The 14,136-nt window shown below is 66.1% G+C and carries 8 protein-coding genes; 1 reads left to right on the top strand and 7 read right to left on the bottom strand.

Translation table 11 applies throughout. The features are described from left to right. From AC6H42_RS19330 to AC6H42_RS19320, 3 genes are all read right to left on the bottom strand, one after another. Positions 1-473 (bottom strand): SDR family NAD(P)-dependent oxidoreductase (locus AC6H42_RS19330; RefSeq protein WP_497548738.1); only part of this gene is annotated, 473 nt, incomplete at its 3' end. A 28-nt stretch (positions 474-501) separates the two neighbouring features. Next, positions 502-2,382: an acyl-CoA dehydrogenase gene (locus AC6H42_RS19325; RefSeq protein WP_497548737.1), complete on the bottom strand. Its 1,881-nt coding sequence runs from the start codon at positions 2,380-2,382 to the stop codon at positions 502-504. A gap of 68 nt (positions 2,383-2,450) precedes the next feature. Then, entirely contained in the window at positions 2,451-3,629 is a 1,179-nt protein-coding gene (locus tag AC6H42_RS19320; RefSeq protein ID WP_497548736.1) for an acetyl-CoA C-acyltransferase, read from the bottom strand. Positions 3,630-3,842: 213 nt separating this feature from the next. On the opposite strand from AC6H42_RS19320, the gene AC6H42_RS19315 reads away from it, so the two are divergent. Then, positions 3,843-5,543: an MFS transporter gene (locus AC6H42_RS19315; protein ID WP_057156513.1), complete on the top strand. Its 1,701-nt coding sequence runs from the start codon at positions 3,843-3,845 to the stop codon at positions 5,541-5,543. Positions 5,544-5,608: 65 nt separating this feature from the next. Here the strand turns inward: AC6H42_RS19315 and AC6H42_RS19310 are convergent, their stop codons facing one another. The 4 genes from AC6H42_RS19310 to nadA form a co-directional block, all read right to left on the bottom strand. Continuing rightward, the gene (locus tag AC6H42_RS19310; protein ID WP_497548735.1) at positions 5,609-8,740 is read right to left on the bottom strand and encodes an EAL domain-containing protein; all 3,132 of its coding nucleotides are present in this window, start codon (positions 8,738-8,740) and stop codon (positions 5,609-5,611) included. A 114-nt stretch (positions 8,741-8,854) separates the two neighbouring features. Further along, positions 8,855-11,854: an EAL domain-containing protein gene (locus AC6H42_RS19305; RefSeq protein WP_162249919.1), complete on the bottom strand. Its 3,000-nt coding sequence runs from the start codon at positions 11,852-11,854 to the stop codon at positions 8,855-8,857. Between the two features lie 248 nt (positions 11,855-12,102). Continuing rightward, positions 12,103-12,987 (bottom strand): carboxylating nicotinate-nucleotide diphosphorylase, encoded by an 885-nt coding sequence (gene nadC, locus AC6H42_RS19300; RefSeq protein ID WP_497548734.1) that lies wholly within the window; start codon positions 12,985-12,987, stop codon positions 12,103-12,105. Beyond that, complete coding sequence (gene nadA, locus AC6H42_RS19295; RefSeq protein ID WP_057156509.1) at positions 12,984-14,135, bottom strand: quinolinate synthase NadA; 1,152 nt, start codon at positions 14,133-14,135, stop codon at positions 12,984-12,986. Before nadA ends, nadC begins: the two co-directional genes overlap by 4 nt. Between the last annotated feature and the right edge of the window lies 1 nt (position 14,136).

Raw genomic sequence — 14,136 nt, 5'->3', positions numbered from 1 at the left:
GGATTGCCGGCCAGGCCGGCAATCGACGCGATGTTGATGATGCGCCCATACTTGCGCGGAATCATGGAGCGCTTGCCCACCGCCTGCGACACCAGGAAAATGCTGCGGATGTTCAGGTTCATCACCTTGTCCCACGCTTCCAGTGGGTAGTCTTCGGCCGGCGCGCCCCAGGTGGCGCCGGCATTATTGACCAGGATGTCGATATGGCCGCCCAGCTTTTCCATTGCCGCGTCCACCAGCGGGCCGACGGCGGCTTCCTTGCCCAGGTCCGCCGCGATGGCGTAGGCGGTCACGCCATGCTTGGCCAGGATGGCCACGGCTTCGTCCAGGTCTGCCTGCTTGCGCGAGGACAGCACCACCTTGGCGCCCTGCTCGCCCAGCGCCAGCGCCATTTGCAGGCCCAGGCCGCGCGAGCCGCCGGTTACCAGTGCGGTTTTGCCTTGCAGGCTGAATAGTTCTTGGGTAGTACGCATATCGTTGGTCTCCTGCTGAGATTAAAATTTAAAACCACGCATCCTGCATGTCGAGCGTGGTCGTGTCTATACTTTCCAGCAAATCCAGCTGCTGCTGCACTTTGGGCAGCTCCCAGCGGAAGAAGTAGCGGCAGGCTTGCAGCTTGCCGTGATAGAAATTGGCGTCCTCTCCGGCAGCGCCTTCGGCCAGGCTGCGCGCGGCCACCACGGCCTGCTCCAGCCACATCCACGCCACCACGATGTGGCCCATGGCTTCCAGGTAGGTGCTGGCGTTGGCCAGGGTCTTGTTCATGTCGCCCGCCGCGTACAGGGCCTGCGTCACGTGGCTGGTGCGGCGCAGCGCGGCGGCCAATGCGTCCGCCTGCGCGCACAGTTCGGCCGACAGCGCGTGCTGCGGGTTGGCCGACGCGGCGCGGTCCACCGTCTTGCGCACTTCGCCTGCGAAGGCCTTGAACAGCGCGCCCTCCTGCATGGACACCTTGCGGCCCAGCAGGTCCAGCCCGTGGATGCCGTGCGTGCCTTCGTGGATGGCGTTCAGGCGGTTGTCGCGATAGAACTGCTCCACGTTGTATTCGCGGGTGTAGCCGTAACCGCCGTGCACCTGGATTGCCAGGCTGTTGGCCTCCACGCACCATTGCGAGGGCCAGGACTTGGTGATGGGCGTGAGGAAATCCAGCAGGCGGCCGGCATGCTCGCGCGCTTGCGGCGTGGCTGCCGTGTGCTGCTCGTCCACCAGGCGGGAGCTGTACAGCACCAGCGCCAGGGCGCCTTCGCAGTAGGCCTTCTGCGCCAGCAGCATGCGCCGCACGTCGGTGTGCGCAATAATGGGCAGCTGCGGCTGCGCCGGGTCCTTGGCGGCCGGGTGGCGGCCTTGCGGACGGTTGCGCGCGTAGTCCAGCGCGTGCAGGTAGCCGGTATAGCCCAGCACCGCCGCGCCCGCGCCCACGCCGATGCGCGCCTCGTTCATCATGTGGAACATATTGGCCAGGCCCTGGTGCGCATTGCCGACCAAGTAGCCGATGGCGCCGCCTTTGCCCTGCGGCTTGAACTTGCCCTCGCCGAAGTTGAGCAGGCAGTTGCTGGTGCCCCGGTTGCCCATCTTGTGGTTCAGGCCAGCCAGCACCACATCGTTGCGCTCGCCCAGCGTGCCGTCGTCGTTGACCAGGAACTTGGGCACGATGAACAGCGAAATGCCTTTCACTCCGGGAATCAGCTTGCCGTCCGGGCCGGGGATCTTGGCCAGCACCAGGTGCACGATATTGCCGGCCAGGTCATGCTCGCCGGCCGAGATCCACATCTTGTTGCCGGTCAGGCGGTACTGGCGCTCGCCTTCGGGACCGGGGGCTGGATCGGGTTCGGCGCGGGTGGTGATGTCGGACAGGCTGGAACCGGCCTGTGGCTCGGACAAGCACATGGTGCCGAAGTAGCGGCCCTCGAACATGGGCTGCACGAAGCGGCGCACCTGTTGCGGCGTGCCGGTCTTGAGCAGCGTATTGGCGTTGCCGATGGTGAGGAACAGATACGACGTGGTGGACACGTTGGCCGCCGTGAAGTACGCCGCCAGCACCTTCTCCACCGTCACCGGCAACTGCATGCCGCCCAGTTCATAGTCCTGGCCCGCCGCCATCAGGCCGGCGCCGACGTAGGCGTCCAGCGCGGCTTTCACTTCGGGGATGATCTTCACTTCCAGGCAGTGCTCGCCCGGCACCGTATGCGGTTCTTCCTGGTCGCTCTTCTTGTTGTGCGGCGCGAACAGGTCGGTGGCGATCTGCTCGGCCGTGTCGATGGCCGCGTTGAAGGTCTCGCGGCTATGGTCCTGGAAGCGCGGCCGCTGGTTTAGCGATTCCACGTCCAGCCATTCATACAACAGGAAATCGATGTCGCGCCGCGACAGGAGTTTGGATTGCATAGTAGTCTCGACGATCTAGTTATGAAACGGGCGCTTCTCCGAGCGCCCGTGCTTGCTGCTGTGCCGCCTTAGACGACCTCGAACAGGCCTGCCGCGCCCTGGCCGCCGCCGATGCACATGGTGACCACCACGTACTTCACGCCACGGCGTTTGCCTTCGATCAGCGCATGGCCGGTCAGGCGCGCGCCCGACACGCCGTACGGGTGGCCCACGGCGATGGCGCCGCCGTTCACGTTCAGGCGGTCCATCGGGATGCCCAGCTTGTCGGCGCAGTACAGCACCTGCACGGCGAACGCTTCATTGAGCTCCCACAGGCCGATGTCCTCGACTTTCAGGCCAGCCTGCTTGAGCAGCTTGGGAATGGCGAACACCGGTCCGATGCCCATTTCGTCCGGCTCGCAGCCGGCAACGGCGTAACCGCGGAAGATACCCAGCGGCTGCAGGCCCTTTGCTTCGGCCACTTTCGAATTCATCACGATGGCCACCGAGGCCCCGTCCGAGAACTGGCTGGCATTGCCTGCGGTGACCACGCCGCCCGGCATGGCGGTGCGGATCTTCGACACGCCTTCCAGTGTGGTGTCGGCGCGGATGCCTTCGTCGGCGGAAATCGTCACTTCGCGGCTCACCAGCATGCCGGTGGCCTTGTCGGCCACGCCCATCACGGTGGTCATCGGCACGATTTCGGCGTTGAACAAGCCGGCGGCCTGGGCGGCGGCGGCGCGCTGCTGGCTCTGCACGCCGTACTCGTCCTGGCGCTCCTTGCCGATGCTGTAACGCTTGGCCACGTTCTCGGCCGTTTGCAGCATGCTCCAGTAGATTTCCGGCTTGTTCTGCGACAGCCAGACTTCCTTATACATATGCAGGTTCATTTCCTGCTGCACGCAGGAGATCGATTCCACGCCGCCGGCGGCAAAAATGTCGCCCTGGCCGGCGATGATGGCCTGGGCGGCAGTGGCGATGGTTTGCAGGCCGGACGAGCAAAAACGGTTGACCGTCATGCCGGCGGTGGTCACCGGGCAGCCGGCCCGCAGCGCGATCTGGCGCGCGATGTTGCCGCCGGTGGCGCCTTCGGGGTTGGCGCAGCCGATCAGCACGTCCTCCACCTCGCCCGCCTCGATCTTGGCGCGGGCAATCGCCGCCTGCAGCGCGTGGCCGCCCAGCGTGGCGCCATGGGTCATGTTGAAAGCGCCTTTCCACGATTTGGCCAGGCCAGTACGGGCGGTCGAAACGATCACGGCATCAGTCATTTTCTGTCTCCAGGTTGGAAGTGTTGTAGTCGATGGATTGAGAATAGCATATTTTAGTACGGTCGTTCGCAAATTTATTCAAGCGGCGCGGCGTGTAAGTTCTGCGTAAGTTTGAAGCAAGCCTGACGTAAGGTTTCGCGTCCATAGTGCATTCAGGCTAATAAAGTAACAACTCGTTAGCTGTCGGGGTTTAATAATTATATGGAGACAATCATGGCAACAGCATCCGGCACCGCCAATGGCGCGCGCAACGTGGGCAAAGCAGCGCCCATGACGGCGGAAGAAAAGAAAGTTATCTTCGCGTCCTCACTAGGCACAGTATTCGAGTGGTACGATTTTTATCTGTACGGCTCGCTCGCATCCATCATCGCCAAGCAGTTCTTTATCGGCGACCCCACCACCACCTTCATTTTCGCACTTCTGGCCTTCGCCGCCGGCTTCATCGTCCGTCCATTCGGTGCGCTGGTATTCGGCCGCCTGGGCGACATGATCGGCCGTAAGTACACCTTCCTGATCACCATCCTGATCATGGGCTTGTCGACCTTCATCGTCGGCTTGCTGCCGGGCTACGCCGCAATCGGCATTGCCGCCCCCATCATCCTGGTCACGCTGCGCATTTTGCAAGGCCTGGCGCTGGGCGGCGAGTACGGCGGCGCGGCAACCTATGTGGCCGAGCACGCACCGCACGGCAAGCGCGGCCTGTTCACCGCCTGGATCCAGACCACCGCCACGCTGGGCTTCTTCCTGTCGCTGATGGTGATCCTGGGTACCCGCATGGCTACCGGCGAAGAAGCGTTCAACGCCTGGGGCTGGCGCATTCCCTTCCTGGTCTCCGTGCTGCTGCTGGGTATCTCGGTGTGGATCCGCCTGGCCATGAATGAGTCGCCTGCATTCGCCAAGATGAAAGCGGAAGGCAAGGTATCCAAGGCGCCGCTGAGCGAAGCCTTCGGCCAGTGGAAAAACGCCAAGATCGTGATCCTGGCGCTGATCGGCCTGACCATGGGCCAGGCAGTGGTGTGGTACACCGGCCAGTTCTACGCGCTGTTCTTCATGCTGCAAACCTTGAAGATCGACATCGCCACCGCCAACGTGCTGATCGCCATCGCCCTGCTGCTGGCTACGCCGTTCTTCATCTTCTTCGGCAGCCTGTCGGACCGCATCGGCCGCAAGTACATCATCCTCGGTGGCTGCGTGATTGCCGCCGCGACCTACTTCCCGCTGTTTAGCGGCCTGACCCACTACGGCAACCCTGCGCTGGAAACCGCGCTGAAAAATTCGCCAGTGGTGGTGGTGGCAGACCCTGCGTCCTGCCATTTCCAGTTCAACATGACCGGCACCAAGAAGTTCCCATCGTCGTGCGACATCGCCACCGCCATGCTGTCGGCTAACTCGGTGGCCTACACCCGCCAGGATGCGCCTGCCGGCACGGTTGCCACCATCAAGATCGGCGACAAGGAAGTGCCTTCCTTCAATGCGGTCATGACGCCTGACGGCCTGAACTTCAACGACGAAAGCAAAAAGCAGGAAACCGCCTTCAAGAAGGAAGCTGGCGCAGCGATCAAGGCCGCAGGCTACCCGGCCAAGGCCGATCCTGACCAGATCAACAAGCCGATGATGGTGCTGCTGCTGTTCATCCTGGTGCTGTACGTGACCATGGTGTACGGCCCGATTGCCGCCATGCTGGTGGAGATGTTCCCGACCCGCATCCGCTACACCTCCATGTCGCTGCCGTATCACATCGGTAACGGCTGGTTTGGCGGACTGCTGCCTACCACCGCTTTCGCGCTGGTGGCCTTCAAGGGCGACATCTACTACGGCCTGTGGTACCCGATCGTGATCGCGCTGGTCACGGTCGTCATCGGTACCCTGTTCGTCAAAGAGACCGTCCACAACGACATCTACGCAGCAGACTGATTACCCCAAGAAGGCGGGAGGCAACTCCCGCCGGCACGTTTGAAACCGCCTTCGGGCGGTTTTTTTTACGCAGCCCGCAGCGGTGGATGAACGCATTCGCGCAGCTGCGCGTCGCTCCATGGTTTGGGGAAGATGCGCTGCGCCGCGCCGCTGTTGAGGGCATCCAGCGCCTCGGCAAAGCCGGCGTCGCCCGTCAGCAGGATACGCTCGGCGGCCGGGTCTTGCCGCGCCACTCTGGCCAGGAACTCGCTGCCGCCCATATCCGGCAGCCGGTCACCGCACACCACCACCTGCACCGGGTTGGCCTCCATCAGCGCCAGCGCATCGCCCGCGCTGGCCGCCGCCAGGATCTTGTAACCCTCGCCCTTCAACACGCGGTTCAGCGCGCGCAGTGTGCCCGCATCCTCATCCACCAGCAACAGGCAACGCTGCACCCTGTCTTCGCCTTGCGCCGCGACGGCGCCGCCGTCCGCGGCAGCGCGCTTGTCCGCCGCGCCCGGCTGGTCCTGCGCCGGCCGGGCCGACAGCGTCAGCTTCTTACCGGCGGCGAACAGGCTGGCGTAGCTATCCGCCGGCAGCGCCTTGCTGAACAGTGCGCCTTGCACGGTGTCGCAGCGCTGGCTGCGCAGGCCGTTCAGCTGCGCCTCGCTGTCCACGCAGTCGGCGATCACCTTGATGCCCAGCGTGTGCGCCAGCGAAATGATGGCCCCGCACAGCACGCCGGCGGCCGGCGAAGTGGACAACTCGTGCACCAGGGCGGGGGCGATCTTCAGGCGGTCGACCGGGAATTGCTGCAGGCATGACAGCGACGCCTGGCCATGGCCGAAATCGTCCAGCGTCACGCCCACGCCCAGCTCCTTGAGCTCGCGCAGCACGGCGGCCGCAGCCTCCGCGTCCTGCACCAGGGCCTGCTCACTCACCTCGATCACCAGGGACGCGCCCGGCAGGCCGTGCGCGGCCAAGGCATGGCGCACTGTCTGGGCCAGGCCCGGCAGGCGGAACTGGCTGGGCGACAGGTTGACCGCCACCGGCGGCATATGCAGCCCCAGTCCGGCCCACTCCTTCATCTGGCGGCAGGCGCGGTCGATGGCCCAGGCGCCAACCGGCATCACCAGCCCGGTTTCTTCGGCCTGGCGGATGAACTCCAACGGCGCCAGCAAGCCGCGCTGCGGATGCTGCCAGCGCATGAGCGCTTCCGCGCCGACCACACCGCCATGCGCCAGGCTGTTCTGCGGCTGGTAGAACAGCAGCAGTTCGTCCCGCTCCAGCGCGCGGCGCAGGGCCAGCTCCATGGCGGTGCGCTGCGCCACTTGCGCATTGAGCGCGTCCGCATAATAGCGGTGCGCATTGCCGCCCTGCTGCTTGGCCTGCTGCATGGCCTGGCGCGCATGCGGCAGCAGGTCGGCTGCGTCGGCGCTGTCATCCGGATAGACGGCAATGCCGGTGGAGCACATCAGCTTGAGCTGCGGGGTACCGGGCGGCAGCAGGCCGGCATCGATTTCCTGGCCCAGCGTGGCGGCCACGCGCGCGGCGATCTTGCCGGCGTGCGCGGCCGACACCAGCCCCGGCAGCAGCACGATAAACTCGTCGGCACCGGGCCGGGCCAGCACCGCCTTGTCCCCGGCCGCCTGCGCCAGCCGCAGCGCCGCCTGCACCAGCAGCTGGTCGGCGACCGCATAACCCAGCCTCTCGTTGATCACGTCGAAACTGTCCAGGTTGATGTGCAGGCAACCCAGCTTCCTGTGCGAGGCCGGGGCAAGGCCGGCCAAAGCGGCCAGCTGGCGCTGCACGGTTTCCAGCGTGGCCAGGCCGGTCAGATTGTCGTAGTAGACCGGGTGCACCTCGGCGGCCTTGGCGGCCTCGGCGTCGGCCTGCCGCACGCACTGCGCGTGCAGCCGGCAGCGGGCAATGCCCAGCACCAGGTCGTCCGCCAGTTGCTGCAGCAGCGCCAGTTCCTGGCTGGTAAACACGTCCGCCTTGGCCGAATACAGGCCCAGCACCCCGAACGGCGCGCCGTCCGCATCGGTGCGCAGCGGCAGCGCCGCGGCGGCCAGCAGGCCGTGCGGTATAGCCGGCCGGCCCTCCGCATTGAACACCAGGTCCTCCGCCAGCTCGCTTGTCGTCATGGTGCGGTTCTGGTGGATGGCCGTGCCGAAGCCGCCCTGCTGGTGCGCGTCATCGCCCCAGGACAGGGCCAGCTTGTGGATGTAGTTCGCGTCCGTCCCCGCCCGGGCCGCCACTTCGATGCCGCGCCCCGCGTCGTCCAGCGCGTAGCCCACCCAGGCGGCGCGGTAGCCGCCATGCTCGCACAGGTGTGCGCACACGGCGGCCATCAGCTCCCTGTCGTCCGCCGCCCGCAATTGCGACTGCGCGCAGGCCGAGAACAGCGCCCAGGAGCGTTCCAGGTGCTGCAGGCGGGCGCTTTGCGCGGCGCCGCGCTTGGCGGCGATGGTGGTTTCGTCGGCGATGCGGTTCATGGAGCGTACCAGGATGTCGAACTCGCTGGCGCTGTCGGCATCGGTATTCATGCGCATGGCGCGCACGGACGCGCGGGCCTGGCTGCCGCCGTGGCTGAAATTGTCCGATGCGATGGCGCCGGCGAAAGCTATGCAGTCGCGCAGCGTGCCGTCGATGCTGTGGGTCAGGCGCCGCGCCAGCGCGATGCCGGCGCCCACGGCCAGGGCCGGCAGCAGCAACATTGCCACCAGCGCGGTCATGGCCAGGCTGGCCGCGCGCCCCCTGCCCTTTGCCGAGGCATCGGCCGCCCGCGCACCGAGCGTGTCGAGCAGCGGCGCCAGTGCGGCGGAGGGCGATGCGCCGGCGCCGGACTGGGCACCCGTGCCCGCCCCGAATTCGTAACTGAGCGTTGTCACCGCCTGCGCTGCGCGCCGCACGCCGGCCTCACTGCTCAGCGCACCGACGGTCCGCATTTGCTCGCGCAGCGCCAGCAGCCCGGCCTGGCGGTCGGCGGGAGCGTCCAGCAGCCGCAGGTCCGCGCCGGCCTTGAGCGCCAGTTCCACCGCGTACTGCTCCTGGCCGCTGTAGCCACGCCAGGCCTGGACCGCGTACAGATGAAACATGGCCGCCAGCAGCGCCGCCAGCAGCATCGGCAGCGCCAGGCTGGCCACCACGGCCCACAGCCGTCCATGCAGGCTAAGCCGCGCCAGGCGGTTATCGAACTGGGCAAGCAAGCGCATAGGGCGGGATCTCCTGTCCTCAAGGGCAATGGTCTATACCTATTACTACTAGTACATAGTAGTACGTTATTTGCCTAAAGGAAAGATAAGATGCCTTCTGACACTTGAGCCAGATCAAACGGTGAGCAATTGCTGGTGGCGGAATGCTTCCTGCACGCATTCGCGCAGCTGCTCGTCGTCCCAGGGTTTGGTGAAGTAGCGGTAGACGGCGCCCCGGTTAATGGCGTCGATCACCGAATCCAGGTCGGCGTAGCCCGACAGGATAATGCGCACGGTGTCCGGGTACAGCTCTTTCACCCGGCTAAGGAATTCGATGCCGGTCATTTCCGGCATGCGGTGGTCCGACACCACCACCTGCACCGGGTTCATGGCCAGCAGCTTGAGCGCGTCGGCGGCGCTGGTGGCGGCCAGTATCTTGTAGCCGTCCAGCCGCAGCGCGCGGTTCAGCGAGCGGATGATGTTGGGCTCGTCGTCCAGCAGCAGCAAGGTGCGCGGCGTTTCCGCCGCATCCGGCAGGACCAGCCTCTTGCCGCTGGCGAGTAGCTGCGCGTAAGCGTCCGGCGGCACCGCCTTGCTGAACAGGAAGCCCTGCATGCTGTCGCAGAAACGGCGCCTGAGGTAGTTCATCTGCTCGTCCGTCTCCACGCCTTCGGCCACCACGCCCACCCGCAGATTGTGCGCCAGGCCGATGACGGCGTTGCAGATGGCCGCGTCGTCCGGCGAGGTGGTGATGTCGCGCACGAAAGACTGGTCTATCTTCAGGTGGTCGATCGGGAAGCGCTTCAGGTGGCTCAGCGAGGAGTAGCCGGTGCCGAAATCGTCCAGCGAGATTCCCACGCCCACTTCTTTCAGCTCGTTCAGCGTGCGAATGGCCGACGTCACGTCGTGCATCACCGCGCTCTCGGTGAGTTCCAGTACCAGCTGGCGGGCCGGCGTGCCGGTGCTTTCCAGGGCGCGCCGCACCGTTTGCACCAGGTCTTTTTGCTGGAACTGTTTGGCCGACAGGTTGACCGCCACCGGCGGCGCCTTGACGCCGCCTTCGCGCCAGGCCTTGAGCTGCGCGCACACATTTTCAATAGCCCAGGCGCCCAGCGGCAGCACCAGCCCGGTTTCCTCGGCCAGCTTGATGAATTCGCCCGGCGCAACCATGCCGCGCGTGGGGTGCTTCCAGCGCATCAGCGCCTCCGCCCCGGTGACGACGCCGGTTTGCAGATTGCACTGCGGCTGATAGTGCATCGCCAGCTCGCCCCGCTCCAGCGCACGGCTCAGCTCCGACTCCATGACGAAGCGCGATGCCATGCGCGCGTTAAGCTCGGGCGCATAGTAGCGGTAAGTGTTGCCGCCCTGGCGCTTGGCCTCCTGCAGTGCCAGGCCGGCATTGCGCAGCAGGTCGCCGGATTGCGCGCTGTCGTCGGGATAGACGCTGATGCCGATGGAAGCGATCGGCCGGATGGCCGGCGCAGCGGCCGGCAGCAGGCTGGCCGCCACCGGCTCGGACAGCCTTGCGGCCATGCGTCCCGCAGCCTGCGCGGCATCGGCCGCCGCCGGCACCGGCAGCAGCACGATGAACTCGTCGGCCCCGCTGCGCGCCAGCAGCGCGCCTTCGCCGGCGCACTGGACCAGCCGCTGCGCGGCCTGCAGCAGCACCTGGTCGCCGCCGGCGCGGCCGAGCGCATTGTTGACGTCCTTGAAGCGGTCCAGGTTCACATGCAGCGCCGCCAGCTTGCGGCTGCCGGCGCGCGCCTGTTCCGCCAGCGGCGCCAGTTGCGCCTGCAGCGTTTCCAGCTTGGCCAGGCCGGTCAGCCCATCGTAGTTGACATGGTGGGCCAGCTGCTCCTCGGCGCGCTGGCGCTGTCCGGACTGGCGCCGGCTGACGATGCCGAAAGCCAGATCGTCCGCCAGGTCGTGCAGCAGTTGCAGCTCGTCGTCTTCGAAGGCGCGCGCCCGCTCGGAGTAAAGTCCGAGCACACCGAAGGCTGTGGCGCCGCCGGTGCCGCCCTCGCCCCGCTCTTCGCTGAGCGGCAACGCCAGGGCCGATGCCAGGCCGTGCGGCGGCGTCAGCTCGCGCCAGCAGGTAAACACGAGGTCGGAAGCCAGCTGGGTGGTCGTCAGCGTACGCCCTTGGTGGATGGCAGTGCCGAAACCGCCCTGCTTGTGCACATCGCTGCCCCAGCTCAGCTGCAAGTCATTGACGTAAGCGGCATCGGTGCCGGCATGCGCGGCCACTTCCACGCTTTGCGCCTCATCGTCGCGGGCATAGCCCACCCATGCCACGCGGTAGCCGCCCAGTTCCACCAGATGGCCGCAGATGGCGCTGACCAGTTCGGCTTCGCTTTCGGCCTGTACCAGGGACTTGCTGCAAGCCGAGCGCAGCGCCCAGGCCCGTTCCACCCGCTCCAGCCGCGAGGTCTGTTCCACTTCGCGTTCGGCGGCGGTGACGGTTTCGTCGGCGATGCGGTTCATGGAGCGCACCAGGATGTCGAACTCGCTGGCGCTGTCGGGATCGGCGTCGATGTGGCGCGCCCGCGCGGCCGGGCGCGCCGAGCTGCTGCCGTGGCTGAAATTGCCGGCCGCGATTTCGCCGGCGAAGGCGATACAGTCGCGCAACGTGCCGTCTATGCTGCGCGTGATGCCGCTCGCCAGCACAATGGCGCCCGCCACGGCCAGCGCCGGCAGCAGGATCATGGCTGCCAGCGCAATGCGCCCCACCAGCACGGCATGCGCTTGCGCCTGGGCCGCGGCGCCCGAGGCCTGCACCACCAGATCGTCGAGCAGGGGCCGCAACGGAGCCGGCGTTACCGCTGCCGCCGCCGCAAGTGCAGCCCCCTCGTGCGCTTCCGCAGTCCTGCCGGCTTCATAGTCATAGGTGAACAGGGTGACCGCCTGCGCGGCCTGCCGCACGTTGGCGTCCCCGCTCAGGGCCGAGATGTCGCGCATCTGCGCGCGCAGCGCGCTCAGCGTGGCGCGCCGGCTGGCGGGTGTTTCCAATGCAGGCAGCGAAGCGCTGCCTTTCAGGGCAAGCTGCAGCGCCCGTTCGTCCTGCTCGGCGAAAGTGTGCCACACGGACGCCGCGTAGGCGTGCACCAGCACCACTGCCAGTGCAGATACTAGCATCGGGATAGCTAAGCAAGTGATGACGGTGCGTAGCCTGGAGCGCAAGCTCAGGCGTGCCAGGCGGGCGTGGAACTTAGCCAGCAAGGCCATGGACGGCGCTCGCCGGGCCGAGGGGGGATCTATCGTTGCTCATTCGGCATCTCCTGTCTGGATCAGGCGGACTGCGGAATGATATTACCGCTTTTCCCGAGTGGGGGAAAGACGGCTGAAGTGAAGCTTCAGCCGGCCGGGGATCAGCTGGTGATGGATCAGCCGATGATGCGCAGCGAAAAGTCGGTTGCGTGCACGTCCTTGGTCAGGCCGCCGATGGAGATACGGTCCACACCCGTCTCCGCAATGCCGCGCACGGTGTCCAGGTTGACGCCGCCCGAGCCTTCCAGCAGCGCGCGCCCGCCATTCATTTGCACGGCGGCGCGCATCATGCCGAGGTCGAAATTGTCGAGCAGGACCGAGGTGGCGCCGGCGGCCAGCGCTTCTTCCAGCTCGGCCAGGTTTTCCACTTCCACCTGTATCGTCACATTGGCATTGGCAGCGGTATTGGCCACCACGCGCTTGGCCGCCACCAGCGCGGCGGTAATACCCCCGGCCGCCGCGATGTGGTTTTCCTTGATCAGGATGCCGTCGTACAACGCCATGCGCTGGTTGGCGCCGCCGCCCACGCGCACCGCGTACTTTTGCGCCAGGCGCAGGCCGGGCAGCGTTTTGCGGGTGTCGAGAATCTTGGCGCGGGTGCCTTCCACTACCTGCACATAGCGCCGGGTGGCAGTGGCCACGCCGGACAGCAACTGCATGAAGTTGAGTGCCGCACGCTCGCCGGTGAGCAGCGCGCGCGACGGGCCTTCCAGCGTGCAAACGGCGCTGTCGGCCTTCATCATGTCGCCTTCGGCGTAGTGCCAGGTGACGCCGATGCTGCCATCGACGGCCAGCATCACGCCTTCAAACCAGGGCGCGCCGCATAGCACGGCGTCTTCGCGGACGATGACGCGCGCGGTGCTGCGGCCTTCGGCCTGCACCAGCTGGCCGGTCAGGTCGCCGGTGCCGACGTCTTCCAGCAGCGCGGCCAGCAGGTTGGCTTCAAACGCGGCCTTCAGCGGCGCGTCGAAGGGAGCGTATGGGTTGCGCAAGGTGCTCATGCCGGTCCTATCCCCTGGAACAGTTTGCCTTCCTGCGCCAGGTCCGCGCTTGGCGCAACCTTGGCTTTCTTGGCTGCTGCGAAGTCCAGCATGCGGTCGATGGAACGCTTGGCCTGCAGGCCGACCGCAGGGTCGACGTGGATTTCGTTCTTCATGTTCCCGCCTGCGGTACCGCCGAGCACATCGGCCAGGTTCTGCAGGCCGTTCATGGCCATCCACGGGCAGTGCGCGCAGCTCTTGCAGGTGGCGCTGTTGCCGGCTGTCGGCGCTTCGATGAAGGTCTTGCCCGGCGCGGCGGCGCGCATCTTGTGCAGGATGCCGTTGTCGGTGGCGACGATGAAGGTGTCGGCGTCCAGGTTGACGGCGGCGGCGATCATCTGCGACGTGGAACCTACCACGTCGGCCTGTTCCACCACATTGGCCGGCGATTCCGGATGCACCAGCACCTTGGCGTTCGGATATTCGGCCTTCAGCAGGTCCAGTTCCACGCCCTTGAATTCATCGTGCACCAGGCAGGAGCCCTGCCACAGCAGCATGTCGGCCCCGGTCTGCTTCTGGATGTAGGAGCCCAGATGCTTGTCCGGCGCCCACAGGATTTTCTTGCCCTGCTGGTGCAGGTGCTTGACGATGTCCAGGCCGATCGACGAGGTCACCATCCAGTCGGCGCGCGCTTTCACGGCGGCGCTGGTGTTGGCGTACACCACCACCGTGCGGTCCGGATGCTGGTCGCAGAAGGCGGTGAACTCGTCGGCCGGGCAGCCCAGGTCCAGCGAACAGGTCGCGTCCAGGTCCGGCATCAGGATGGTCTTCTCGGGACTGAGGATTTTCGCCGTCTCGCCCATGAAGCGCACGCCCGCCACCACCAGGGTCTTGGCAGGGTGGTCGCGGCCGAAACGGGCCATCTCCAGCGAGTCCGACACGCAGCCGCCGGTTTCCTCGGCCAGGTCCTGCAGGTCCGCATCGACATAGTAGTGCGCAACCAGCACTGCTTCTTTTTCTTTCAGCAGGCGCTTGATGCGCTCCTTGAGGGCAACGCGTTCTTCCGCGCTGGGAGTGGCTGGCGTACGTGCCCAGGCATGCGCAACGCAGCTGGTTCCCTGTTGCGGGTGCTCGTACTCGACTGGCTTGATGGCGAGAGTCTGTTGCATG

The sequence above is a fragment of the Massilia sp. NBRC 108631 genome, assembly GCF_059704565.1.
The sequence above is the reverse complement of the archived record's forward strand: the minus strand, read 5'-3'. Positions and strand labels throughout refer to the sequence as shown.

Excerpts from the sequence above, each read along its gene's own strand:
- nadA (WP_057156509.1), bottom strand. The coding sequence starts at position 14,135 with ATGCAACAGACTCTCGCCATCAAGCCAGTCGAGTACGAGCACCCGCAA.
- AC6H42_RS19315 (WP_057156513.1), top strand. The coding sequence starts at position 3,843 with ATGGCAACAGCATCCGGCACCGCCAATGGCGCGCGCAACGTGGGCAAA.
- AC6H42_RS19305 (WP_162249919.1), bottom strand. The coding sequence starts at position 11,854 with ATGCTAGTATCTGCACTGGCAGTGGTGCTGGTGCACGCCTACGCGGCG.
- nadC (WP_497548734.1), bottom strand. The coding sequence starts at position 12,987 with ATGAGCACCTTGCGCAACCCATACGCTCCCTTCGACGCGCCGCTGAAG.
- AC6H42_RS19325 (WP_497548737.1), bottom strand. The coding sequence starts at position 2,382 with ATGCAATCCAAACTCCTGTCGCGGCGCGACATCGATTTCCTGTTGTAT.
- AC6H42_RS19310 (WP_497548735.1), bottom strand. The coding sequence starts at position 8,740 with ATGCGCTTGCTTGCCCAGTTCGATAACCGCCTGGCGCGGCTTAGCCTG.
- AC6H42_RS19320 (WP_497548736.1), bottom strand. The coding sequence starts at position 3,629 with ATGACTGATGCCGTGATCGTTTCGACCGCCCGTACTGGCCTGGCCAAA.